Annotated in this window: 20 protein-coding genes; 9 read left to right on the top strand and 11 right to left on the bottom strand. The window is 49.7% G+C overall.

Going from position 1 to position 23,508, the window contains the following annotated elements; translation table 11 throughout:
* Nucleotides 1-24: 24 nt before the first annotated feature.
* The gene (locus tag VPR01S_RS01080; protein ID WP_021703434.1) at nt 25-1,413 is read right to left on the bottom strand and encodes a sensor histidine kinase; all 1,389 of its coding nucleotides are present in this window, start codon (nt 1,411-1,413) and stop codon (nt 25-27) included.
* Nucleotides 1,391-2,071 carry a response regulator gene (locus VPR01S_RS01075; RefSeq protein WP_040902179.1) on the bottom strand — a complete coding sequence of 227 codons (681 nt, stop codon included), beginning with the start codon at nt 2,069-2,071 and terminating at the stop codon, nt 1,391-1,393. The genes VPR01S_RS01080 and VPR01S_RS01075 overlap by 23 nt, the downstream gene beginning before the upstream one ends.
* A gap of 169 nt (nt 2,072-2,240) precedes the next feature.
* Between VPR01S_RS01075 and VPR01S_RS01070 the strand changes: the two genes are divergently transcribed.
* Together VPR01S_RS01070 and VPR01S_RS01065 are read left to right on the top strand one after the other, a co-directional pair.
* Entirely contained in the window at nt 2,241-2,741 is a 501-nt protein-coding gene (locus VPR01S_RS01070) for a GlcG/HbpS family heme-binding protein (RefSeq protein WP_021703432.1), read from the top strand.
* A gap of 221 nt (nt 2,742-2,962) precedes the next feature.
* Entirely contained in the window at nt 2,963-3,361 is a 399-nt protein-coding gene (locus VPR01S_RS01065) for a hypothetical protein (RefSeq protein ID WP_021703431.1), read from the top strand.
* Between the two features lie 203 nt (nt 3,362-3,564).
* On the opposite strand, the gene VPR01S_RS01060 is transcribed toward VPR01S_RS01065, so the two are convergent.
* Nucleotides 3,565-5,124 carry a methyl-accepting chemotaxis protein gene (locus VPR01S_RS01060; RefSeq protein WP_040902099.1) on the bottom strand — a complete coding sequence of 520 codons (1,560 nt, stop codon included), beginning with the start codon at nt 5,122-5,124 and terminating at the stop codon, nt 3,565-3,567.
* A 408-nt stretch (nt 5,125-5,532) separates the two neighbouring features.
* Complete coding sequence (locus VPR01S_RS01055; RefSeq protein WP_021703429.1) at nt 5,533-6,438, bottom strand: LysR family transcriptional regulator; 906 nt, start codon at nt 6,436-6,438, stop codon at nt 5,533-5,535.
* A 125-nt stretch (nt 6,439-6,563) separates the two neighbouring features.
* Between VPR01S_RS01055 and VPR01S_RS01050 the strand changes: the two genes are divergently transcribed.
* Complete coding sequence (locus tag VPR01S_RS01050; protein WP_040902095.1) at nt 6,564-7,943, top strand: MFS transporter; 1,380 nt, start codon at nt 6,564-6,566, stop codon at nt 7,941-7,943.
* Complete coding sequence (locus tag VPR01S_RS01045) at nt 7,943-8,335, top strand: hypothetical protein (protein WP_021703427.1); 393 nt, start codon at nt 7,943-7,945, stop codon at nt 8,333-8,335. The genes VPR01S_RS01050 and VPR01S_RS01045 overlap by 1 nt, the downstream gene beginning before the upstream one ends.
* A 129-nt stretch (nt 8,336-8,464) precedes the next feature.
* Here VPR01S_RS01045 and copI read toward each other — a convergent pair whose 3' ends face one another.
* The 5 genes from copI to VPR01S_RS22575 all read right to left on the bottom strand — a co-directional run bounded on the left by copI (nt 8,465) and on the right by VPR01S_RS22575 (nt 15,780).
* Nucleotides 8,465-9,013: a copper-resistant cuproprotein CopI gene (gene copI / locus VPR01S_RS01040; protein WP_021703426.1), complete on the bottom strand. Its 549-nt coding sequence runs from the start codon at nt 9,011-9,013 to the stop codon at nt 8,465-8,467.
* Between the two features lie 11 nt (nt 9,014-9,024).
* A complete protein-coding gene (locus tag VPR01S_RS01035) occupies nt 9,025-12,180 on the bottom strand; it encodes an efflux RND transporter permease subunit (RefSeq protein ID WP_021703425.1) in 3,156 nt (1,051 codons plus the stop codon).
* Entirely contained in the window at nt 12,180-13,901 is a 1,722-nt protein-coding gene (locus VPR01S_RS01030; protein WP_021703424.1) for an efflux RND transporter periplasmic adaptor subunit, read from the bottom strand. Before VPR01S_RS01030 ends, VPR01S_RS01035 begins: the two co-directional genes overlap by 1 nt.
* A complete protein-coding gene (locus VPR01S_RS01025) occupies nt 13,898-15,292 on the bottom strand; it encodes a TolC family protein (RefSeq protein ID WP_021703423.1) in 1,395 nt (464 codons plus the stop codon). Before VPR01S_RS01025 ends, VPR01S_RS01030 begins: the two co-directional genes overlap by 4 nt.
* Before the next feature lie 104 nt (nt 15,293-15,396).
* Nucleotides 15,397-15,780: a hypothetical protein gene (locus VPR01S_RS22575; protein WP_156008611.1), complete on the bottom strand. Its 384-nt coding sequence runs from the start codon at nt 15,778-15,780 to the stop codon at nt 15,397-15,399.
* A gap of 219 nt (nt 15,781-15,999) precedes the next feature.
* Between VPR01S_RS22575 and VPR01S_RS01020 the strand changes: the two genes are divergently transcribed.
* The 5 genes from VPR01S_RS01020 (at nt 16,000) to VPR01S_RS01000 (ending at nt 20,371) form a co-directional block, all read left to right on the top strand.
* Nucleotides 16,000-16,575, top strand: a complete 576-nt coding sequence (locus tag VPR01S_RS01020; protein ID WP_021703422.1) for an O-methyltransferase — start codon at nt 16,000-16,002, stop codon at nt 16,573-16,575.
* A 31-nt stretch (nt 16,576-16,606) separates the two neighbouring features.
* Nucleotides 16,607-16,903 (top strand): putative quinol monooxygenase, encoded by a 297-nt coding sequence (locus VPR01S_RS01015; RefSeq protein WP_021703421.1) that lies wholly within the window; start codon nt 16,607-16,609, stop codon nt 16,901-16,903.
* A 94-nt stretch (nt 16,904-16,997) separates the two neighbouring features.
* Nucleotides 16,998-18,359 carry an NfeD family protein gene (locus tag VPR01S_RS01010; RefSeq protein ID WP_040902093.1) on the top strand — a complete coding sequence of 454 codons (1,362 nt, stop codon included), beginning with the start codon at nt 16,998-17,000 and terminating at the stop codon, nt 18,357-18,359.
* Complete coding sequence (locus VPR01S_RS01005) at nt 18,356-19,144, top strand: slipin family protein (RefSeq protein ID WP_040902091.1); 789 nt, start codon at nt 18,356-18,358, stop codon at nt 19,142-19,144. Before VPR01S_RS01010 ends, VPR01S_RS01005 begins: the two co-directional genes overlap by 4 nt.
* A 132-nt stretch (nt 19,145-19,276) precedes the next feature.
* A complete protein-coding gene (locus VPR01S_RS01000) occupies nt 19,277-20,371 on the top strand; it encodes an AarF/UbiB family protein (RefSeq protein WP_021703418.1) in 1,095 nt (364 codons plus the stop codon).
* A 10-nt stretch (nt 20,372-20,381) separates the two neighbouring features.
* On the opposite strand, the gene VPR01S_RS00995 is transcribed toward VPR01S_RS01000, so the two are convergent.
* Both VPR01S_RS00995 and VPR01S_RS00990 read right to left on the bottom strand, forming a co-directional pair.
* On the bottom strand, nt 20,382-21,488 hold the full coding sequence (locus VPR01S_RS00995) for a M20/M25/M40 family metallo-hydrolase (RefSeq protein WP_021703417.1): 1,107 nt from the start codon (nt 21,486-21,488) through the stop codon (nt 20,382-20,384).
* A 158-nt stretch (nt 21,489-21,646) separates the two neighbouring features.
* The gene (locus VPR01S_RS00990) at nt 21,647-23,137 is read right to left on the bottom strand and encodes an EAL domain-containing protein (protein WP_021703416.1); all 1,491 of its coding nucleotides are present in this window, start codon (nt 23,135-23,137) and stop codon (nt 21,647-21,649) included.
* Nucleotides 23,138-23,508: the final 371 nt, after the last annotated feature.

Below are 23,508 nucleotides of genomic sequence, written 5' to 3'. Positions count from 1 at the left end.
TCCGCGGTTGGCGAGCATGAGTGTTTATTGATCCAATAGGATGGTGAACACGGAACCCTGATTAATCTGCGACGCCAACTTCAACTGACCACCTAAATTCTCGGTCATCGCTCTGGCGAGAGAAAGTCCGAGGCCATAACCCTCAACATTACTGCGGCTTGTATCCACACGATACAGACGCTCAAAGATCAGAGCCTGATATTGGGGGGCGATACCGATTCCGGTGTCCGTGACCTGAATCTTTATCTGGTTATCGTCGGTACGTTGGGCGCTGAGCGTAACCTGACCGCCAGGCTGTGTGTACTTGATGGCATTATCAACCAGGTTCACCAGCACTTGGGTCAGTTTGTCCGGATCAGACTGTACTACCAGTGCTTCGTCGGTGGTAACGCGCAATTCGATCTGCTTTTCGTCAGCCACATCTTCATACCAGCTGACTACAGTATGCATGACCTGATGGAGGTCGGTGGCCTCGTATTGTGCTTGCTGCTTCCCAGTGAGTTCGTCATTCAATTTCATCAATGCAGTCAGCATGTTACTCGCTTGCATGGCGTATTCGGCGCAGTCAGCCAGGGCATGTTGGGTTTTGTCTGCGTTGTTCTCATCCGTTAACGCCGATTGGGCGCTAAGTGTGATCCTTGATAGTGGCGTGCGGATGTCGTGAGCAATGGCGTCCACCGTGGTGTTCAGGGTCGTCGTGACATGATGAAGCTGCGCAATCGCATCATGAACGCTGGCGCTGATTACACTCAGGCCTTGAGGGTCATCACGTGGTGGGTCGGCGATGTCCAGATTGCCGTGACGTAATTTGTGTAACATATCGCCCAACGTCACTAGTGGTGACATCGCGCGATGGATGATGCGTCGGGTGAACAGAGTGGTGATGCCAATCAGGACAAGCATTGCGTAGAAGGTCATCAACCACTGTTTGTAGGCGATGGTGTAGCGCGCTTTGTTATCCAGAATCAGCCAAAAATCTTGGTTTTCACCGGTTATTTTCAATGACATGAACGGGCTGAATACGAAGGCGTTGAACCAGGATTGGTTGTCTGCGGTGTAGGTCGACAGATCAATACGTCTTGGTATATTTCCATCACCAGCAATAAATCGGGGCACACTCAGATCTCCTGTCGGTACAGCGAAGGCGGCAATGTTGTTTTCAATCAGGCGGTGTGGGTTCGCGGTTAAAACATGCACCAGACGCTCGGCGGAATCGTAGGTGAGAATACGTTGATACTCGGTCGCCATGGAGCTGAGAATTTTTCTCTCCGTACGGTACAAGTCAAAAAAGAACAAGGTACCGACGATCAGTTCAACCAATAGCAAACAGAGCAATAACAACGACATAAATCGCAGCAGTAGAGTGCGCCGCGCTTTAATCAGCGCTTGCTCAATGTTGTGATTTGAGGACATAGCCGACTCCCCGCAGTGTATAAATCATCGGGTGCTCAAAACCTTTGTCCACTTTCCCTCTCAGACGACACACCAGTACATCGACCACATTGGTTTGTGGGTCAAACTGGTGGCCCCAAACGTATTCCAGAATAGCCGTTTTGGTGATGACTGTTTCCGGGTGTTCCATCAGTAGCTTAATCAGCATGAATTCACGCTGATTAAGGTGCACGGGGATGTCGTTACGTTTGAGCGAGTGTCTGAGCAAATCAAGAGATAGTTCGCCATAGCTCAGTTCGTGCGGATTGGTTTGTTGCTGCTTGCCTCGGCGTGTCAGTGACTGGCAGCGTGCCATGAGCTCAGGAAAGGCGAATGGCTTGACCAGATAATCATCCGCACCGGACTGCAGACCTTTAACACGCTCTTCCACGGAATGCTTGGCGCTAAGAATGAGTACCGGTGTGGTGTGGCCTTCTCCGCGAAGTTGGGCCAGGACTTCAAAACCATCTTTTTGTGGCAGCATAATATCCAACACAATGACATCGAAGGATTCACTCACGGCCTGATACAGGCCATCGACGCCGTTGTTGACGTGTGTGATGGCGCAGCCTTCCTGTTGAAAACCATTGGTTAGAAAGTGTGCGATGTGTGCATCATCTTCAATTAATAATATTTTCATGGTTTTCCCGTCATTCTCTGCCACCAACTCAACTCACTTCACACTTTACCAACAACCGGGTTTGAATATAACCAACATTACATCTTCGTAATGTTGGGGAAAGTCTGCGGTAATAGACGATTCGTTAGCATGTTACTGCTGAATAAGACAACCTATGACAGGAGTGAACATGAAAAACATCAAATTAACGTTACTGACGGCTTCTATGAGTTTTCTGGCTTTGTCCGGCAACGCGTTGGCTGCCAACCAATCTCATACCGTGTCCGTCACACAAATTTCATCTAAGAGTGCATTCTTGCTGGCTCAGGATGCGGTCAACCAGTGTGAAGCGAAAGGGTACAAAGTTTCTGCCACGGTAGTCGATGTGTCGGGTCAGGTATTGGCGCAGCTTCGTTCTGATGGTGCCGGTATCCACACGCTGGATAGCTCGCGTAAGAAGGCGTTTACCGTTGCCAGTATGAAACAACCGTCAGGTAATCTGATGAAGCTGGTTGCTGAAAAGCCAATTATGCAACCACTGCAAAATATGGATGACAATCTGCTGTTTCTGGCAGGGGGCGTTCCGTTGCAACTCAATGAGACGTTCATTGGTGCTATTGGTGTAGGTGGCGCTCCTGGCGGCCATCTGGATGTTGAATGTGCAGAAGCGGCAATTAAGAAAGTCTTCTGATTACCGCTCATCGTTTACTAGTCGTTTTAATGCCTGCCCTGATAAACCGAATCGTTTTTCAGGGTTTTCTGTTTGATAAGTCAAGGAGTTACATGCTTATGGGTGTTGTTTCGTATGTCGAGGTGTGACACTATCTGAGCGTAAGTGGTGATATGGACTAAGCGGTACGCCAGCACTGAATAAACAAGAAAGAATCCGTTGTTGCGTGAAGAGGAGAGAGTGTGAGCGTTAAAGTGTTTTATCAGCATCGGGTTGATGGCCCCGAACTCGTGAATCATGACAAAGTTGTTTCGACCTATCATGAAGCCTGCGACGTCATTGACAACTATCCCTGGGCAGAAGAAATGGAATGGTTTGACAAAGTAGGAGAGGGTGGCGGTTTTTTCTTTGTCTTTGGTGATGAGGAGGACAAATACGCTACGTTCCAGTTTACGCCAATCGATGTTGATAAGGGGATTCTTGACTTAGACGTTGTCATAAAGTCGAGCTTTTGGAATCTATTTGGTCGCAATACGGTCTCCAAAAACTTTGATGTTATGTCGATACCCGAAGCCAAACAACAGCTCAAAGAGCTATTTGATTACTCCATTGAGTCCCTGTATAGAAAATACAAGAAATAACCATATCGGCTCAGTGACAAGGGAGCGCAGAGCATGGAAACAAAGCGGCTCTATCCGGAGCATTAGATAACACGGTCATTTATGCGAAAACGGCGTGTGATGTGTTGAGCGATAGCACATGTTTTTCATGATAAAAGAGCCAGCAACGTTGCGTTGCTGGCTCTTCAATCGGCAAGCGGATTTAGATTTGGACAACGTCCTTGCTAGATTTTGAATGCCCCAACATGACGGTCGAGTGTTCTAGACAGCTCAGCGAGGCGTTGGCTGGACTCTTCCAGCTGTTCACTGGCGCTTAACGAGCCTTTCACCGAGTGGCTGACGGTATCCATGTTCATATTGATCTCATTGGCCACGGTGGATTGTTGTTCAGTTGCTGTTGCGACCTGAGTGTTGATGTCCAGAATGGTCATCACTTGAGTTGAGATCTCTTCCAGCGCTTGTCTGGCCAATTCTGTTTCGGTAGTGCCTTCCTCAATCAACGATTTACTGTTGCCCATTGAATTCACTGCACTTTGCGCTTCGCTCTGCAGTTGGTTGATCATGGTGTTAATTTCGTCTGTCGATTGTGCCGTTTTTGTCGCGAGATTACGGACTTCGTCTGCAACCACCGCAAAACCACGCCCGGCATCACCAGCACGTGCCGCTTCAATTGCAGCATTCAGCGCAAGCAAGTTCGTTTGTTCAGAGATCCCCCGAATCACTTCAAGGATGGTCCCGATCGACTGTGTGTTGTCTGCAAGACTGGCAATGATGTTTGACGTACTGTTCATTTCGGTTTCAAGGTTGGTCATTGCTGTCGTTGTTCTTTCCAACGTCTTGTAACCTGCTTGCGTCTCATTGGTCGCGGTGCCAGCAGCATTTGCTGCACCGGCCGCATTTGAGGCAATTTCATTGACGGTGGCGATCATTTCATTCATGGACGTCACCACCAGCATCGTCTGTTCGTTCTGCTCTTGTCCTCTTGCCAAGGCTTGCTGTGATTGCTCGCGCAGTGCGATGGCCGAGCTGTTCAATTCGACACCGGTATTGACAACTTGCGTGATGATCTCGTGAACTTTACCGACAAACACGTTAAATGCCGCAGATATTTGCGCGACTTCGTCGTTGCCTTTGGTTGGTAGCCGGACGGTTAAATCACCATCTCCCTGAGAAATCTCGTGCAATGCATTCTTTAGTACCGAAAGAGGGCGCATTAATTTGCCCAACAGAAGTGAAAGCACAATGACGCAGAGTACAAAGATCGCAACCATGGAGGTCAGTTGATAAGTAATAATTCCGTTGGTCGCCTGGCTGACTTCAGTGATCGGAATACCGATATCAAACGTTCCGTATAACTGGCCGTTGACGTAGATAGGGGCCATGATGTCAAACACCCATACCTGTTGTACGTCAGCGTACCATTTTGAATACTGTTGCACGCCTTTGGTCGCACCAGCAACGGTATAATCGTCGTCATAAACTTTGTTGAGTTTTTGCTTATCACTGTGTGCAACGGCGGCCACCTTTTTATTGATGACAATGGCATAGCTCACGTCAGAGCGCTGCTTTAATCCGTCAACCAATGTTTGAAGATCTTGAATCGGATTGTCTGAGTTTTCCAGAATGTAGCTGGCATTCTTTGCCAGAAACTCAGCTTGAACCTGGGATTTGTTAAGGATGATCTCGTCGATTTTCTGACTCGAAATGAGATAAGTTGATGCCATACTGGCCACGACAGCAATGCCGAACATGGCGCAGACGGCTAATAGGATTATTCTTTTCATTCTGATTGTCTCAACGCAATTTTATTTTGATGTCTAAAGCTAGGACTCTGTTAAGCCTATGACGCTTAGAGATGAAACCACTGTTGTAAAAAGTGTCCCGCGAAATTAGACGTGACGTATCGATACTGTATCTGCACAAATGCCAATAACTTTAGAGTAAAAAAGCAGACTAAATCGAATGATCGTGTCGCTAATTGGAGTCATCATCGGATTAATTGAACTTTGCCCGGTAACAAAAAAGCGGCTATTAATCAGCTGTGTCCCCGAAAACTGAACAACAACGGTTGGGTCGATGTGAGTTAACTAATAAAACGACTTACTACCGGTGTTTGTTAACAGTTCGTTGATTTGTTGTGCGAGGAGGTCGGCATTTTCGTTGAATGGCAAACAGACGTTTGTTGAGTCTGATCAGTGAGACTTCTCGACCTGGCTCTGCAAGAAATCGATAAATGTCCGTACTTTTTCAGGCACATGGCGAGTATTGGGATAAAGCGCGTAGATACCTTGTTTGGGAAAGCGATAACCAGGCAACAAACGGATTAACGAGCCATTGGTAATGTCTTCTTGCACCAGCCAAGCGGGCAGTAGAGCAACGCCTGCGCCATTGCGAGCAAATTCGAGTAGTGAAGCGGCGCTGTCAGCCATAATCTTGGAAGGCGTATCTGCTCTGAATTGCACGTTGTCACCTGCAGGTGTTGTGACGTCCCAGCTCAACGGTGTGGAGAGACGGCTATGTGCAAGCCAGTGTGCACTTTGTAATTGCTTCAGGTCGGCGATGCCGTGGTCATGATATGTTGTTAGGTACTCTTTTGAAGCGACGGGTAAAATATCGAACTGATCAATCAGCTTTGCGCGATGCGTGGAATCCGTCAATTGACCAAGGCGTATCGCGACATCGAAACGTCCAGTGATCAAGTCATCATTTTGTGATGACGAAACGTGTTGGATGCGCAGTTGAGGGTGTAACACTGAGAAGGTTGATAGTACTGGCACTACAATTCGGGGGCCATATTCAGGCGTTGTGGTAATGCGTAAGATACCCTTCAGACCTGCATGATCGCTGCGGACATCATCCAAAAGCTGTTCCGCATCTTGTAACAGTTGTTGACAGCGCCAATAAAAATGTTCACCTGCATCGGTGACCGCCACCTTTCGTGTACTGCGTGTAAGTACGGAAACCCCTAATTCCTGCTCAAGCTGCTTGATATTAAAGCTTACGACAGCTTTAGTCAGTCCCAGTGTATTTGCCGCGCCAGTAAAACTTCCGGTTTTCACGACTGCCACAAATATTTCCAAACGTTGCATATTGAGCATGCTTCCACCTAATTTTCTTGGATTATTGTCAAAATATTCTTGACAGTGTAACTGCAATACGTGGATTTATCTTTATTTTCCTGAATTTATACTACACCCATTATGTTGTTTTCCTTGAGAAATATATGAGTTATCGGGTGCGTGTCGCCAGCGTTTATCTGCTGGGTTTTTTCATCGATTTGCTTAACATGTTTATCGCCAATGTTGCTTATCCGGATATTGGCAGGCAGTTGAATGCATCAGTGAGTCAGCTGGCGTGGGTGAGTAATGGGTACATTCTGGGGTTAACGTTAGTTATTCCTTTGAGTCGTTGGTTGGCAAAACGAATGGGATCCAAACGCCTGTTTATCCTCTCATTGATTATCTTCATTATCGGTACTTTGGGAGTAATAGGTGCTGCCCGAATTGAACAACTTATTCTTTGGCGTGTAGTTCAAGGTCTGGGGGGAGGGTTGTTGATCCCAGTTGGTCAGGCAATGACCTATGTACTTTATCGCAACCATGAGCGGGCAAAGCTCTCTTCTGCCGTGATGCTGGTTGCTTTGCTGGCGCCAGCGCTCGCTCCGGCCATTGGTGGTGTGCTGGTAGACAATGTTAGTTGGCGTTGGGTATTTGGAGCCAGCTTGCCTCTGGCAGTTTTTTCATTGCTTCTTGCCTTGGCCTGGTTGAAGCGTGATGTACTCACTACTGATATCGAACCGCTGGATGTGAGGGGCTTTATTTCAGGCAGTGCGGCATTAACTCTGATATTGCTGGGCCTGACGTATATGGGTGAAGGCGAACGTTTGAATTTGGGCACAACGTTAATGGCCTTCGGTATATTGCTGATGGTCTGGTATGTAATCGCCTCGTTACGTAAACGACAGCCGTTGCTGAACCTACGCCTAATTAAGGACCCGATGTTGCATACCGCGATGCTGATCTATCAACTCGTTCCGGGAATTTTCACTGGCGTCAGCCTGATTGCGATGTTGTATTTGCAAGATCTACTGGGGATTCATGCCACTTTAGTGGGAGCGATGATGTTTCCATGGGCACTCGCCGCATTTGCTGCGATCTCTCTGACGGGTAAACACTTTAATGAAGTTGGACCGCGTCCGTTGTTTATCGTTGGTAGCCTGGTGCAGGGGTGGGGCATTGGATTATTAATGTTGGTCGGCAGCGCCGACGACGTTGTTTTTGCGTTCATCTCTTATGCGTTGATGGGATTCGGAGGAAGTCTGTGCAGTAGTGCGGCGCAAAGCCTGGCGTTTATTCAAGTGCATGATGGCGATCTGGCAGATGCTAGTGCACTGTGGAACATCAACCGTCAGCTCAGTTTCTGTTTTGGGGTCACGTTAATTAGCTTGCTGCTGAGTGTGTTACTCAATATGCAAGGAATTCGCCAGCTCCAGGCATATCAACTGTGCTTTGCTCTGGCGGCCGTTAGTGCCTTCATTCCTGTGTTACTCAGCCTACGAATAATGAATTCCGGTGTGATACCTATATTAAATAAGGAGAAATGATGAACCGTTATTTTCAAGAAATCTTAGATGCACACGATTTGATTTGCTGTTGGCTTAGCGACGTCAGGAGTCCTACACAAGTGTGTGAAGAGTTGTTAACACGTTTCAGCCCGGCTTATTCAATGGTAACACCTGACGGTGCCCAGCTTAATTACACGTCTCTAACTTCGTTTTTTCAGGCGCAATGTGGAGCGAAACCGGGGCTGAAGATTAAAATAGATAATATGCGTTTGATTACGGAGAGTGAAGTAGGGGCTTGCGTGACGTACCAAGAACGACAACAACTGCCAGGGCAACGTTCCACGCTGCGTTTTTCCACTGTTGTGTTTGAGTTGGGGAAAGGTGATCAGGTGATATGGCGTCATCTGCATGAGACGGCACAGCCTTTATAGAATTCTAATTGGTGTCCGCGAACCCTGATCTCCAGTTTCTGACACCCATCATCACCCTAGATGTGTCGAGAGTTGTCTCGTGACTGACGCCTTATTTTAAATAAAGCCCCGTAACCGGGGCTTTGTCAGTTATTTCAGAACCACATCCTTAACCATGCCAGCTTCGGCGTGCCCTGGAATATTGCAGGCAAACTCGACGTTGTTATCGCCGTGGAAGTGCCAGGTGAGCTGTTTGGCTTTGCCTGGCTGCACGGTGACCGTGCTACCTGAATCGTGAGCGTGCCCTGTGGTCATCTGACGCATCATTTCGCGGTGTTTCAACTGCTCTGCGTTCGAGCCGATGGAAAACTCGTGATCGATTTTGCCGGTGTTCATTACCACGAACTGCACCACATCGTTAGGCTGGATCTGTATATCTTCTTTAAAGGTGATTTTCATGTCGTCCGTTAAGATCACGTGAATCACTTTATCCGGCTTGGCGCCAGCGGCAGGCATGCCCACATCCGACATGCCTTCCATGTTCATCATTTGTGAGTGGTCCATTTTATTGTTATCCATCATTGATTCGTGCATGGTGCCGCTGTCCATCATGCTGTCATGGTTCATCTGCATATGCTCGTCAGCCATAACACCGCTTGCGGCCATGATCAGAGAGAGAGTCAGTAGTGTTTTTTTCATTGTTGAATTCCTTATTTATCCGAGAGTGACGATTGAGTTGGATTGGTTGGCCGGACTTCCCGGCTCTTCCATAGTTTGAAAATAGCTGGAATAACCAGCAGGGTGAGTAATAAAGCGGACGCCATACCACCGATCATCGGGGCAGCGATGCGTTGCATGACCTCAGAACCTGTGCCTTCGCCATACATGATTGGGATAAGGCCGATGATGACGGTGCTCACGGTCATCATCACCGGACGGACGCGTAACCCGGCTCCTTCACGAATAGCATCGATCAGTGCCTGTTTTTCCAGCGGTTGATGATTTTCCTGCGCATGCAGCTTGCGCGCGTGCCATGCCTGATTGAGATACACCAGCATGATGACGCCAATTTCCACTGCAACACCGGCGAGTGCGATGAAACCCACACCAACGGCAATAGAGAAGTTGTAGCCCAGCCAATGCATCAGCCAAAGACCGCCCACCATTGCCAGTGGCAGGGTCGCCATAATGATCAGCACCTCTCCAACACGGCGGAAGCTGAAGTAGAGCAGCAACATGATGATGGCGAGTGTGATTGGCGTTACCACACTCAGGCGCGCTTTGGCGCGCTCCATATATTCGTATTGACCAGACCAGGTCAGAGAATAACCGGATGGCATATCGAGTTGTGCCGCGACGGCTTGTTGCGCTTCATGGACGTATGAACCTAGGTCTCGACCATCGATATCGACAAAGACCCAACCGTTCGGACGGGCGTTTTCGGTTTTGATCATCGGTGGACCGTCTTCGTAGCGAATGTCAGCCACATCTGCGAGTGCGATGCGAGCGCCATTTGGCGTTACCAGCGGCAGATTCTGCAGTTTGACGACCGAATCACGGTAGTTTTGCGGGTAACGCACATTGATTGGGTAGCGTTCGAGTCCCTCGATGGTTTCTCCGACATTCATGCCGCCCACGGCGGTGGCAATCACTTGTTGGACATCTCTGATATTCAACCCATACCGCGCCGCCTGACGGCGGTTAATGTCGATCGTGACGTAACGTCCACCAGCGACACGCTCGGCATACACCGACGCCGTCCCGTTTAACTGATTGAGAATCGGTTCGAGATCGGCGCCAATTTGCTCAATCACGTTCAGGTCTGGTCCGGCAATTTTTATCCCGATCGGTGTTTTGATCCCCGTTGCCAACATGTCGATACGGGTTTTTATTGGCATGACCCAGGCGTTGGTCAGCCCTGGGAACTGAATCAACTGATCAAACTCTTTCCTGAGATCGTCAGTAGTGACGCCGTCACGCCATTGCTCTTTTGGTTTGAGCTGAATGACGGTTTCGATCATGGTCAATGGCGCGGGGTCGGTGGCCGTTTCTGCGCGGCCAATCTTTCCCCACACGGTCGCTACTTCGGGTACGGTCTTGATCAGTTTGTTGGTCTGTTGCAGTAATTCGCGCGCTTTACCGATGGATATGCCGGGGTAGGTAGTCGGCATGTACATCAGGTCGCCCTCATCCAGTGGTGGGATAAACTCACTGCCCACTTTACTGATGGGGTAGTACGCAGACGCCATCAGGGCCAGAGCAAGCATCAGCATCGATCTCGGGTAGCTCAGGCTGAGGTTCAGTAGTGGCCGATAGAGCGCCACCAGGCCGCGATTGACCGGGTTTTTGTGCTCTGGCAGTACCTTTCCGCGGATAAAGTACCCCATCAATACAGGAACCAGTGTGATTGCCAGGCCTGCAGCGGCGGCCATTGCGTACGTTTTGGTGAAGGCAAGAGGCGAGAACATTTTGCCTTCTTGTCCCTCAAGTGCGAAAACCGGCACAAAGCTCAACGTGATGATAAGCAGTGAGAAAAACAGTGGTGCTCCCACTTCCTCAGCCGCACGGCCGATAACCTGCCAACGGTTTTTGTCGGTCAACGGGGTGCGTTCTATGTGTTTGTGAACGTTCTCAATCATCACGATAGCCCCGTCGACCATAGCACCGATGGCGATGGCGATCCCGCCGAGTGACATGATGTTGGCATTGATACCTTGCCAGTGCATGACCACGAAAGCCGAGAGGATACCGACCGGCAGGCTGAGTGCGATCACCAGCGACGAACGTATGTGGAACAAAAACAGAGCACACACGACCGCCACCACAATGAACTCTTCGGCTAACTTCTTCCAAAGGTTGTCGACGGCGGCGTTGATCAGCGTTGAACGGTCGTAAGTCGAGACAATTTCCACGCCATCAGGCAGGCTGCGCTGCAACTCGGAAAGTTTGTCTTTGACGGCCGCGATCACGTCACTGGCGTTTTCGCCGTAACGCATCACGATCACACCGCCGACGGCTTCACCTTCTCCGTTGAATTCAGAGATGCCGCGACGCATTTGAGGCCCCAGATTGATGTCGGCGATGTCACCAAGCAGCAATGGAGTACCTTTGCTGGTGACTTTCAACGGCAGCGCGCGGATATCGTCGACATTTCGCAGATAGCCGGTGGTACGTACCATATGTTCAGCCTCGGCCACTTCAACCACTGACGCACCCGTCTCCTGGTTGCCATTTTGTATGGCGTTGTTGACCTGTTGTAGCGTCAGATCGTAGGCACGCAGTTTGGCCGGATCGATTTGTACCTGATACTGTTTGACCATGCCACCGACTGTGGCGACTTCAGACACCCCGCTCACGGTTTGCAGTTCGTATTTCAAGAACCAGTCTTGCAAGCTGCGCAATTGGGCCAGATCGTGTTGACCGGTTTTGTCCTGCAACACATAGCTGTAAACCCAACCAACACCGGTTGCGTCGGGACCGAGCGTGGGCTTGGCATTCGGTGGTAACTTAGGGGCGACCTGGCTGAGATACTCCAGTACCCGCGAGCGCGCCCAGTACATGTCGGTATCATCATCAAAGATAATGTATACGTATGAGTCGCCGAAGAAGGAATAACCTCGCACCGTGACGGCTCCTGGAACGGCGAGCATCGCGGTGGTGAGTGGGTAGGTGACCTGATCCTCAACCACCTGAGGCGCTTGCCCCGGATAGCTGGTTTTAATGATCACCTGAACATCCGATAAGTCCGGCAGAGCGTCGACGGGGGTGTTCTTGACACTGTATAAACCGCCCAGAGTCAGAAACAGGGTCGCAATCAGCACCAGAAAACGGTTGTTGATCGACCAGCGTATAATGGCTGCAATCATTACTTGCCTCCCTGAATTGCCGGTTCAATATCAACCAGCGTGTAGTCTGAGCCGCTGCGAGCGATCAGAAACCGAACCGTTTCACCTTCTTTGAACGCGGACAAATCGATGTCATCGGCCACCGAAAAGTTCATCACGCCTGCGTCCCACTGCCACTCGTGGACTGGCTGATGTTTCAGTGTGAGCATGCCGAAATCGGCCATCAGCATGGTGATGTCTCCCGTCACCCAGACTTCCGCAGCCAGCACGCTGTGGTCCGCTTTCACGTTAATAACTTCAAACTGGCCGGCATCGGTTTTGGCCATCTCAAATTCAATGGCCTGACCTCTGCCAAGAGTCGAGAGGTCAACCTGTTCGTTTACCTGAAAGTTCATGGTCATGCCCGGCCAGTCCCACTGTGGCACCGGTTGGTGGCGGATGGTAAGCATGCGGTGATCTGCCATCACGTCGGTGATCTCTCCTTTGGCCCACGCGGTATTGTTCAAGGCATCTGCGTCGTTACCAGAATCAATGCGTGACAGATCGGCAGACTGGCTCGACTCTGAGTCGAGCATAAAGTGTGCGGAGGTCACGACAATGTCGTCGTCTTCGAGCCCTTTAAGGACTTCAACACGGTCATCCGCTTCTCGTCCGGTTTCGATGCGCACAGAGCGGTATTGGCCGTCACCTTCTGCCAGCACGACACGGCTCATGCCACCTGCGTGAATAACGGCTGAGCGTGGAACGGTGAGCACCGATTGTTGAGATTTGGGTTGCAGGGTGATACCAGCAAACATGTTCGGTTTGAGTTCCCCATCCGGGTTAGGGAATTTCAGCCGCATGCGCAATGTGCGGGTTTGTGGATCCAGAATAGGGTAGACATAATCCACTTCGCCTTGCCATGATTGGCCTGGAAGAGAATCAAGACTCATGGTGGCCGGACTGCCGGATGTGATCCAGTGAGCCTGGCGCTCGAACACTTCGGCATCAACCCAGACATCGTCAAGCGGGCCGGCACTGATCACCGTCTGAGCCGGCGACAGATACCCCCCTTCGCGAATATTGAGGCTGGCGATAATGCCATCTGCGGAGGCTTTGATGGCGATGGTTTGCTGAGCTTTACCGCTTTTTACGATCTGGCGGATCTGTTCGCGGTCGACACCAAGCGATACTAGCCGTTCAGTGGCGCCTTTAATAAGGCCGCTACGGCCCGTCCGGTAAGCATTAAGCAGTTCTTCCTGCGCTTTGACCAGATCAGGTGAATAGAAAGTGAAGAGCACATCACCTTGTTGGACTTTCTCGCCGACCGCATTGATGTGCAGTTTTTCGACCCAGCCAGCCACACGCACGTTGGTTTGCCATAATCGACTTTCATCAAAAGCGATATAGCCGACAGTCTCGATACGCGGCGCAAGGTAGGCCTTTTTTACTGCTTCTCGTTTGACGCCCAAGTTGTTCTCCACCGAGGGGCTGATGGTGACCGTGCCCGCCGCCTGTGTATTGTTGGCCTGATCTTCGGCATACACAGGAATGAGATCCATGCCCATCGGCGATTTCCCCGGCTTATCTCGTCGATAGTTCGGGTCCATTGGAGCGACCCAATACAGTGGTTCATCGGTTGATGAAGACGCGGTGCTGGCGGATAAGGCGGCACTCTGCCCAACTGGCAGAAATTGGTTGGCGGTAAAGCCGAGTGCAACACCGACGGTCAGTGCCAGTGTCGTGATAGTGATTGTTTTCATTGTTGGCGCTCCTGAGCAGATGAGGCAGTCGGTGACAGATCGGGTTGGTTCACTTGATAGCCAAATGCGTCTAGCAGATAAGCCAGATTGCTGTTAGCAATGTTCAGATCCGTTAACAACCGCTGCTTTTCCAGATCCAGCGCCAGCTCATCGGCTGTGGCGGTGAGCACGTCATTAAACTGAGCCGTGTTGTTCTGGTAACCGCGTTCTACGGCCCGGGTCCGCTCTTTAGCGCGTTGCAATAAGGTGTCCTGATAACGTTCCAGACGTTGCTCCAGGTTATTCTTGTCGACCAGCAATGCGTTCACTTTGGCGTTCATTTGTGCCAGCAGCAGGTCTTTGTTGGATTTAGCGGCACCAACCTGATATTGCGCGGCGGCATGCTGGCGATCCTGACGATTGCCGGTAAACAGCGGAATATCCAGTGTCAGGTAGGCGCTGACTAAATCCGACGCGGGTTCGCCTCGCATGTTGTTGGCTTGCCGATAGGCGTACATGACTTCCACGCCAAACTGAGGTGTGTATGCCTGCTCAGCCAGTTCGACCTGAGTCTGACTGGTGGCGACGGCCACATCGGCCATTTTTAGCATGGGGTGCTGGTTTAGCAGAGCATAGTGCTGGTTGCCGTCAGATTGGCGTAACTTGGCCTCCAGATCAGGCCAGTCGAGTGTGTTACTGGCGGAAATCCGGGCCTGATTGCTGAGCCAGGCGGGACCTAACCATTCGGACAACTGGGATTGGATACGACGCTGCATTTGTTGATTGGCAAGCAGTTTTTCATCCAGCTTGCTCACTTGCAGTTGAGCTTGAATCAGATCCTGAGTGTCACTCTTCCCGAGCTGATAGTTGGTCGCAATGTAGCGCTCCATCTCTTTCATCAGGCGCAGGTTCTCACGCAGGATGCGTTCGGCTTGTTGCTGGTAACCCAGCTCAAGCCAAAGCTGGGTCATGCTGTTCGCGACCTCGAGCTCACGTGTCTGGCGTTGCAGTTGCATGGCATCGGCTTGCTGCCCCGTTTGCTTTTGTTTGAGATCAAGTGTTGAGCCTCGCTCAAACTGTTGCATCAATCCGACCGAGATGTTTGTCATCGGATCGTCATCAAATTTAAAGCTGTCGACGGGCAGGCCGCCGACACCGACTTTGAGTTTCGGATCCATCAGTGTGGCATTGGCGATGGCCGTTTCCCTCAGGGATAACTCCTGAGCGTAGATTTGTTTGCGACTCGCATCATTTTCCAGCGCGAGTTCAATCCATTGCTTGAGTATGGGCTGGTGTGCGGGCACGTCTTGTTGTACCGCCGTACGTACGCTGCCTGAAGCAGCCAGTGGCGCAGACGTCAACCCAACCAGTCCACTCACAGCAATAGCGAGTATGGATGGTTTGATTTTCACGTGTAGATTCCATCAATCGTGAGGCGTGAACGAATTCAGGCCAGGCGAAAACACCCGTTTCTAAAGTGTTAAAGGAAACGGAATACAATCAGATTGAAAAGAAATCAGACGATAGGGGGGCGATAGAGTGTGGTTTGCCGTTTGATTTTTATCGCAGGCAGATCGTGAGGCACGGGCGCGCGCAGGTGTGAGCGCGTCAAACTGGTTATCGGTGCAGGCAAGGTGGCAAGAGCACTAATACACGTAACGTTGCAACAGTCTTGTAACCCGGACCAGCCATCACAGCCATAACCATTGCTTTTTGCCATCGAGTGATGCGCATTGGGCGAATGGTCGGTTGTACTCGGGGACGACATCATGGACTGATGATGTGCAGAGGATGAGATTTGAAATGCCATGCTTGGATCAGCTGATGATACGCCAGACACTAAAAAGGCCAGCACAGTCAGCAACGTCATCCAAATTGTACGAAGAGAGTACTTAGGCATAACAACATATCCATTCAAAGAGAAACTAAGTATAGACCTTTCCCTAAGGGGAAGGTCAATGAACTTGCACAATAAAGTGAAATTTTGTTGTTGCTAATCATTAAGTTGGCTTTCTGTTTGTTAAGTGAGTGTGATTTAAGAACAAAAAGCCTGCTGATGACAGATTTTTATATGTTACTGTTTGCTTATTAATGTTCTGGCTGCCTTGTGGAGGGAATCATGAATCTAGGCAATTTGCTGGTTGAACTTGAGCAAGTGGGGTTGCAAAACGATGCGCAACAAAGCGATCGAGCCAAGAAGTATCTCAACATCACTCGAGATACAGGCGAATTTTTAGCGTTGCTGATCAAAGCAACGCAATCAAATCAAGTGCTTGAAATCGGCACATCCAATGGGTATTCCTCATTGTGGCTGGCAAATGCGCTGCCAGCCAATGGACAGCTTTTTACGATTGAGTTCTTATCAAGCAAAGCGGATGAGGCGCAAAGACATTTTGAACGTGCCGGGTTGAGTCACAAGATCACGCAGTTACGGGGTGATGCTACTGAGCTGGTGAATGAGTTGTCCGGTGCGTTTGATTTCATCTTTTTGGATGCCAACCGCGCGACCTATTGTGCCATGGCCGAACGACTCTTCGTACTGTTAAAGCCTGGAGGCCTAATGGTGTGTGATAACGCGGTTTCTCACCAGCAGGAGCTGGCTGAATTCGTGGATTGGGTTACGGCCCAGCCGCATCTGCAAACTTCCTTGGTGCCTGTCGGCAAAGGAGAACTGCTGATTTACAAGAACCAGTAGTGAAATTTACTTATCAAGTTAAGGTATTGCAATGATCAACACTTCTCTTTTTGTTATGGCGACTATCACGCCCAAAAGTCAGTATTTTGAGCAAGTAAAAGCTGAGCTGCTGTCCATTCTTGAACCCACTCGCGCCGAGCCGGGCTGCCTGCGCTTTGATCTGCACGAATCCGAGTGTCAAACTGCTCTTTACTTGTATGAGGAGTGGACTGATAAGCACGATCTCGACGCACATCACCAACAAGCGTACACCCGTCAAGCGGCCAGTAAACTGATCGACTGGCTGGCTGCGCCGACCCAAGTTTCTTTAATGCATAAAGTGGATTGAGCCTACTTCATAGATAAATGAACGTGCCCACTGTGCCATGACGAGTATACAGAATGAGCTACACTGATAAGGTATCTCGTTGTGGACAAATAAGATGTATCGGTGGGTTATCGGGATTATCTTGAGCTGTCTCATCGGAATTCCGAGTCCGTATGTGGACGGCGCTGAGGAAGCACCGTCCGCGAACACAAAGACAGTTCCTGTACTGACAATCAGCGGAGCAATTGGCCCTGCTGTCGGTGACTATTTGATTAAAGAGATTCAGCGCGCCAATCAACTTTCCAATGCGGTCGCATTGGTTATCACTATTGATACGCCGGGTGGACTGGTTTCCAGCCTGCGCGATATAAACCAACATATTCTCGCCTCCAATATTCCGGTTTTGTGCCTGGTCTATCCGCAGGGGGCCCGAGCTGCCAGCGCCGGGACCTATCTTTTGTACGCTTGCCATATTGCAGCGATGTCGTCGGCAACCACATTGGGAGCCGCAACGCCAGTGAACATCAGTGGGCCGGCGGGTGGTGGCGAACAAAAAGAGGATCAGAAATCGGCAGAGCCCTCTGCCATGGAAAAGAAAATGCTCAACGACTCGATTGCCTACATTCGATCGCTGGCCCAATTGCGCGGACGCAACGTTGAATGGGCAGAAAAGGCCGTGCGTGAGGCGGCGACATTGTCCGCTCCTGAAGCCTTAGAACTGAATGTGATTAACCTGATTGTCGAAACGCCGGCTGAACTGATCAGACAGGCGAATGGTAAGAGCGTGACAATCAATAATCAGTTAACCGTGATGGAGCTGGCGGGAGCTGTTACGGAGCCGCGTGAACCGGATTGGCGTAATCAGTTCTTATCCACCATTACCGATCCCAACATTGCCTATATTCTGATGCTCATCGGTGTGTATGGACTATTGCTTGAATTTTACAGCCCTGGATTCGGCATTTCGGGCATTGTCGGAGCGATTTCTTTGCTGATTGCCCTGTATGCATTTCAGCTGTTACCGGTTAACTACGTCGGTCTTGGCCTGATGTGTGTAGGGCTGGCCTTGTTGGTGGCTGAGTCGCTGATCCCGAGTTTCGGTTTATTTGGTATCAGCGGGATGGTGGCGTTTGTGCTGGGCTCGGTATTCCTGCTCGACAGCGATATCCCCGAGCTCAGAGTGTCATTGAATCTGATTTACGGTATTGCTGCGCTGTCCGGCGGGTTCATTGTCTTCGTACTCGGTCGTTTGTTAAAGCTGAGAAAACAAAAAATAGTCAGCGGTCAGGAAGAGCTGCTCGATAGTGAAGCTCAGGTGTTAGGGAGCTTCAACGGCAAAGGGTTTGTGCAAGTCAGTGGGGAACGGTGGGCGGCAGAGAGTCAGGAGCAGGTCGAGAAAGGCGAGACAGTCCGGATCAACGCAGTTGATGGCCTGACTCTGAAAGTATCCAAGATTTCGGGGAGCAAAGAAAAATGATGGAAATTCTGATTGAAAGCGGCATGCTGACCCCAGTACTGGCTGTGATTCTTCTGTTGTTACTGGCGTTTAGTATGTTCCATATACTGCGTGAGTATGAACGGGGTGTGATCTTCTTCCTGGGGCGTTTTCAACGCGTCAAAGGGCCGGGCTTGATCATTGTGATTCCTTTGGTTCAACAAATTGTTCGGGTGGATTTACGTACCGTCGTGATGGACGTTCCGACTCAGGATGTGATTAGCCGGGATAACGTGTCTGTGCGGGTGAATGCGGTGATCTATTTTCGGGTTATCGACGCTCAGAAAGCGATCATTAATGTGGAGGACTTCCTTCAGGCCACGTCTCAACTGGCACAAACCACGTTGCGTTCTGTGCTGGGGCAGCACGAGTTGGATGAGATGCTGGCGAATCGAGACATGCTGAATACCGACATTCAAGCGATTCTGGACGCCAGAACCGACGGCTGGGGGATCAAGGTGTCTGACGTTGAAATTAAACACATCGATCTGAACGAATCGATGATTCGGGCGATTGCTCGTCAAGCGGAGGCCGAACGAACCCGGAGAGCCAAGATCATTCACGCTTCTGGTGAAATGGAAGCGTCCGATAAGCTGGTGGAGGCGGCGAGCAAACTGGCGTCTGAGCCAAACGCGATACTGCTGCGCTACCTGCAGACGCTGACCGAAATAGCCGGTGAGAAAAACTCGACGATTCTATTTCCGATGCCGATGGAGTTAATGAAAGGTTTGTTTGGAAAAGACGGCTCGGGCAAAGATAAACAATAAGCGATTTTCTTCGTCATCAAGCACCGGCCCGCGCGCCGGTGTTTTTGTGCTTATGACCTGATTTCAAAGGCGTCATCACGGATTGTAGACCCTGCTTGTCGCTACATTGAGCGTTTTGTCAGGGAGAGAATCATGAATCAGGAACAGAAACGTCAGGTCCAGCAGAAGGCATTTGTCGAAAGCGGGCAGGAGTTATCGATCGGTACACTCGACGGTTTGGGGATCGATGTCGTGACGTTGGCGGCAACCACATCAGCATCGAATTATGTGCAGCAAGTGTTTGATTCCGGACTGACCGCAGTGGTCTATAAACTGAATCTGGGTGGAGAGAACTGGACCCTGAAACGTAAACGTGATCAAAGCCTAGTAAAGAACATTGACGGGCAAACCTCATTTCTCAACGAAGTACAGCGACGCTGCGATTTTACCCACCTCAAACAACAGGCTCAGGGCGGTTTTGTACACGTCGTTGATACGCGTTATGCCTCTTTTTTGCATGGCGTGATTCTGTCGCCCTGGATTGAGGGGGAGGGCTTATCGCGATTGGATGAAAGCGTCTTTCGTCAGATATTTTCAACCATTTGTTCGCTGGAAATGGCCGGACTGTTTGAGTGGGACTTATGTCCGGGTAACTTGCTTGTTGACCAGAGTGGCCAGATTAAGCTGTTTGATTTTGGCTATATGTACCGTTTTGATCCCAAAACAGAATTTAACAGTAACGGTCTGGATACACCGATGTTTCACGGGGTGGAGCGTTTTGAAACCCGGTTCTTTTTCGATTATCTGCTTAAGCACTCTCACACCTTGAGTGCGCAGGAACAATTGACCTTGTATCACTGTGAGAAAACCTGTGCGTTTGAGGCCTACCAGGACAAACGTAGCCGTTTGGCTGATCGCGGAGCCAGTGAGGCAGTGCTGAGTTGGCATGATGCGTTATTAAACGACTGGCGACAGGCGTTGAAGGAGGAATCGGCGCTGCGCCGTTTATTCCAGCGGGAAAAGTTTCGTTCCACACTACTCGATATGCTGGATGATGTGCACGGCAAGTCATGTACGCACTACACACTGCAAAAGGCAGATTATGTGCTGAATACCTTAGAAAAGGATTATGGACAACTTAAGCAAGAAGGTGGGTTATTTTTTGGCGATGAGCATTGCACTCAGGCGCAATTGTTAGCGAAGTATCGTGCCATGAGAGCTGATGCGGTGCGATATCAGCTCTCATAAACTGACCGATTTAGTGCGTCAGGTAATGTTTCACAAATTCCGTCACTTTGACCATGTCATCAATAGCAATGTGCTCATCTGTGGTATGCACTTTGGCCATTCCGGTGGAGATGTTCACTGTGGTTAAGCCTTTTGCATTGAAGTTATTGGCGTCACTGCCTCCGCCCGTGCGTTTGGTCTTCGGAGTCAGGCCGATGGCTTCAAAGGCGGTTTTGATCGATGCGATATGCGGATGATTGTCATCCAAAACGAAGGCGTTATACGCGCGAGTGGACTCAATCAATGCTTCGGCGCCATGTTTGGCCGCTACCGATTTAAATGTTTCGCTCATGTGAGCGACCTGCGCTTCGAGTTTAGTGTCATTGAGTGAGCGGGCTTCAGCGACAATTTTCAGCTCTGGCATCACGATGTTGGTTGCGCCACCACCTTGCACCAGGCCAATGTTTGCCGTGGTTTCTTCATCGATACGCAGCAGTTTCATTTGAGTGATCGCTTCCGCTGCAACCCCAATCGCACTGATGCCTTCCTCTGGCGCAAGTCCAGCGTGGGCGGGGCGGCCTTTAATTGTGACGGTCAGCTTTTGCTGGCCGGGCGCAGCGTTGACAATAGTGCCGATCGGGCCTCCGGTATCCAGCACGATGGCTTTGTCGGACTGGATATAGGCCATGTCGAAGTGTCGGGAGCCAAACAACCCGCCTTCTTCATGGACGGTAAAAGCGATCTCAATGGTTTTGTGGGCGAGCTTGTCTGCCTGGATGGCGCGCACCGCTTCAACGATCGCCGCAATGCCGGATTTATCGTCGCCACCAAGAACCGTACTGCCTTTGGATCGGATAATGCCATCTTCAATGACCGGTTCCACGCCGACTCCCGGTTTGACGGTGTCCATATGGCAACTCAGCACCACGCTGTCGTTGAGCGTCCCTTCCAGTCGGGCATACAGATTGAATCCGTTGGAGATCGTTTCCGGGACCGGCAGTCTACTGACACTGAATCCTAGAGAACCCAGTTGTTCGGCCAGTGTCTCACCAATCTGTTTTTCGTTGCAGGATTCGCTGTCGATCTTCACCAACTGGATAAAGTGTTCAACTAAACGCTCGCGGTTAATCTGAGTCATTATGGTACCTCGATAGGGAACAGAGGCGATTACCTTAACGCTCTTAGGGGCAGTGTAACCCTGAGATAAATCAAAGAAACCACCAATCCTGATAACAACGTCAGGTGAGCTGTTGATGCAAAGAATCCACGGCGCTTGGCATTTGCGCCATGGATAAATCAGATCAGTTGTTTCAGTTCATTGAGCATCATCGGGCGGTAATAGTAATAACCCTGATGGAAACGCACGCCTTTCGCAGTGAGGTATTTGACCTGCTCCAGTGTTTCCACGCCTTCTGCGATGATATGAACATTGAGTTGATGTCCAAGTTCAATGATCGAATTGAGCACCGGGGCGTTGATGGATTCGATACCTATAGTGTCAACGAAACATTTGTCTATTTTCAGGTAGTCAAAGCGGATGTTTTGCATCACAGAGAGAGCCGTATGTCCGGTGCCAAAATCATCGATGGCAACGTCAATACCCAGTGCACGCACATCATCGAGTATGCTTTGAGTTTCTTTATCGAGTAACTGGCGCTCTGTGATTTCCAGCCCGAGGATCAGGTTAAGCTCGTCAAAACGCTGCTGATTTAATTTGAGATTTTCCAGACAGTTTTTACAGTTGAGATAAGAAGGCGGCACATTAATCCCGATGTGAACGCGGTGTTTAAACACCAAATCTTTGCAATCTCGGTACGCACAGTCGAACACATAATCGGTCAGCTCATTGATCAGGTTATGTTCTTCCGCCAGCGCGATAAACGTATCTGGGCGGATATACCCGGTTTGAGGATGAATCCAGCGCATCAGCGCTTCAAACCCTGAAATTTGATTGGTTTCGATGTCCACGACAGGCTGGTAAACCAGAAAGAACTCCTGGCGTGCCAATGCTTTTTTGATGTCGCTCAGCATAGTGTTTTTACGCCCGGACCACATCATTAATATGAAGATCAGCGCAGACAGCGCCAGCGAGACCGGCAATGCCGACAACAGGAAAAAGCCCTGTTGTGATCGGCTGTAGTCGGCACTGGCTTCAACAAAAATCTCGTAACCAAATTTTTTCGACTTGACCACCGTGTGTCTTGTGTCCGATTCAAAACGCTCATCGACCGGGAAGTAACGTGTACCGGAACGAATAACGGCTCGCTTCACCCGGCTGTCATTGGTGTAGCCTAACTTAGCAATGACGAACTGCTTTTCAACCCCGGAGACAACCCCGATATTCGGTTGTGTTCGGTGTACGTCGACCACGATCAGTGTCCGGGCTTTGATGTCTTGCCCCAAATCATAGAGAAATACTCCCGCTCGCAATCCACTTTCTGGCAGCCTGTCACTTACATCTATGGATGATTCCCCGCGTTTGGACGAGCAGATCAATTTGCGGTCTTTGATCACAAACATTTCTCGTAAGACACTTTCGAACAGCAAGTCTTGCTGAATACGTTCGCAGTTCTCCGGGTGACGCAATGCTTTCAAATTTTCACTACGCAGGTCTTCAATAATGTCATCTAAGGTATGAACATACCCGTCAGCGATGTTGCTCAGTCCGTCATCAATACTCATCAAGCCTGCTTTGTAAGCCGCCATAAACACGATAGGCATTGGCAGCAGGAGAATGGCAATGATGACTTTAATAGTGCTTTTTGATATTGGGTTGTTTTTTAGCATGCAAGCAAATTATTAATTATTTCAATGATTTCTCATAAATGAGAGGGAGAGTATAGTGAATAACCATAAATAAACAATTGTCATTCCGCGACAATCACACCTAAATTACAAAAAACCTAAGTTGCATAGGGAATCGATTGCGTAGCGTTTTGTTCGAAATCCTGTTGTGTAATTCAAGCGGTACTTTCCGCGTAACAGATTTACACCTGCAGGGTGCTCGTCTGAGTTTCGTTACACAGTAAAAACTTGCCTCTAAACATCAGTTTAGCTGGTGTTTAATGCAAACAATGTAAAGGTTGTTTAATTTATGTAAATTTATTGTGACAATGTCCGTCATTTCTTTTTATTACAGCTATTTAGCCTGCTGTATT

It is taken from the genome of Vibrio proteolyticus NBRC 13287, assembly GCF_000467125.1.
Lineage (GTDB): Bacteria > Pseudomonadota > Gammaproteobacteria > Enterobacterales > Vibrionaceae > Vibrio > Vibrio proteolyticus.
Note: the sequence above shows the minus strand (reverse complement) of the source record. Positions and strands in the feature narration are given on the sequence as shown.

Excerpts from the sequence above, each read along its gene's own strand:
- VPR01S_RS01080 (WP_021703434.1), bottom strand. The coding sequence starts at position 1,413 with ATGTCCTCAAATCACAACATTGAGCAAGCGCTGATTAAAGCGCGGCGC.
- VPR01S_RS01075 (WP_040902179.1), bottom strand. The coding sequence starts at position 2,071 with ATGAAAATATTATTAATTGAAGATGATGCACACATCGCACACTTTCTA.
- VPR01S_RS01070 (WP_021703432.1), top strand. The coding sequence starts at position 2,241 with ATGAAAAACATCAAATTAACGTTACTGACGGCTTCTATGAGTTTTCTG.
- VPR01S_RS01060 (WP_040902099.1), bottom strand. The coding sequence starts at position 5,124 with ATGAAAAGAATAATCCTATTAGCCGTCTGCGCCATGTTCGGCATTGCT.
- VPR01S_RS01055 (WP_021703429.1), bottom strand. The coding sequence starts at position 6,438 with ATGCTCAATATGCAACGTTTGGAAATATTTGTGGCAGTCGTGAAAACC.
- VPR01S_RS01050 (WP_040902095.1), top strand. The coding sequence starts at position 6,564 with ATGAGTTATCGGGTGCGTGTCGCCAGCGTTTATCTGCTGGGTTTTTTC.
- VPR01S_RS01045 (WP_021703427.1), top strand. The coding sequence starts at position 7,943 with ATGAACCGTTATTTTCAAGAAATCTTAGATGCACACGATTTGATTTGC.
- copI (WP_021703426.1), bottom strand. The coding sequence starts at position 9,013 with ATGAAAAAAACACTACTGACTCTCTCTCTGATCATGGCCGCAAGCGGT.
- VPR01S_RS01035 (WP_021703425.1), bottom strand. The coding sequence starts at position 12,180 with ATGATTGCAGCCATTATACGCTGGTCGATCAACAACCGTTTTCTGGTG.
- VPR01S_RS01030 (WP_021703424.1), bottom strand. The coding sequence starts at position 13,901 with ATGAAAACAATCACTATCACGACACTGGCACTGACCGTCGGTGTTGCA.
- VPR01S_RS22575 (WP_156008611.1), bottom strand. The coding sequence starts at position 15,780 with ATGCCTAAGTACTCTCTTCGTACAATTTGGATGACGTTGCTGACTGTG.
- VPR01S_RS01020 (WP_021703422.1), top strand. The coding sequence starts at position 16,000 with ATGAATCTAGGCAATTTGCTGGTTGAACTTGAGCAAGTGGGGTTGCAA.
- VPR01S_RS01015 (WP_021703421.1), top strand. The coding sequence starts at position 16,607 with ATGATCAACACTTCTCTTTTTGTTATGGCGACTATCACGCCCAAAAGT.
- VPR01S_RS01010 (WP_040902093.1), top strand. The coding sequence starts at position 16,998 with ATGTATCGGTGGGTTATCGGGATTATCTTGAGCTGTCTCATCGGAATT.
- VPR01S_RS01005 (WP_040902091.1), top strand. The coding sequence starts at position 18,356 with ATGATGGAAATTCTGATTGAAAGCGGCATGCTGACCCCAGTACTGGCT.
- VPR01S_RS01000 (WP_021703418.1), top strand. The coding sequence starts at position 19,277 with ATGAATCAGGAACAGAAACGTCAGGTCCAGCAGAAGGCATTTGTCGAA.
- VPR01S_RS00995 (WP_021703417.1), bottom strand. The coding sequence starts at position 21,488 with ATGACTCAGATTAACCGCGAGCGTTTAGTTGAACACTTTATCCAGTTG.
- VPR01S_RS00990 (WP_021703416.1), bottom strand. The coding sequence starts at position 23,137 with ATGCTAAAAAACAACCCAATATCAAAAAGCACTATTAAAGTCATCATT.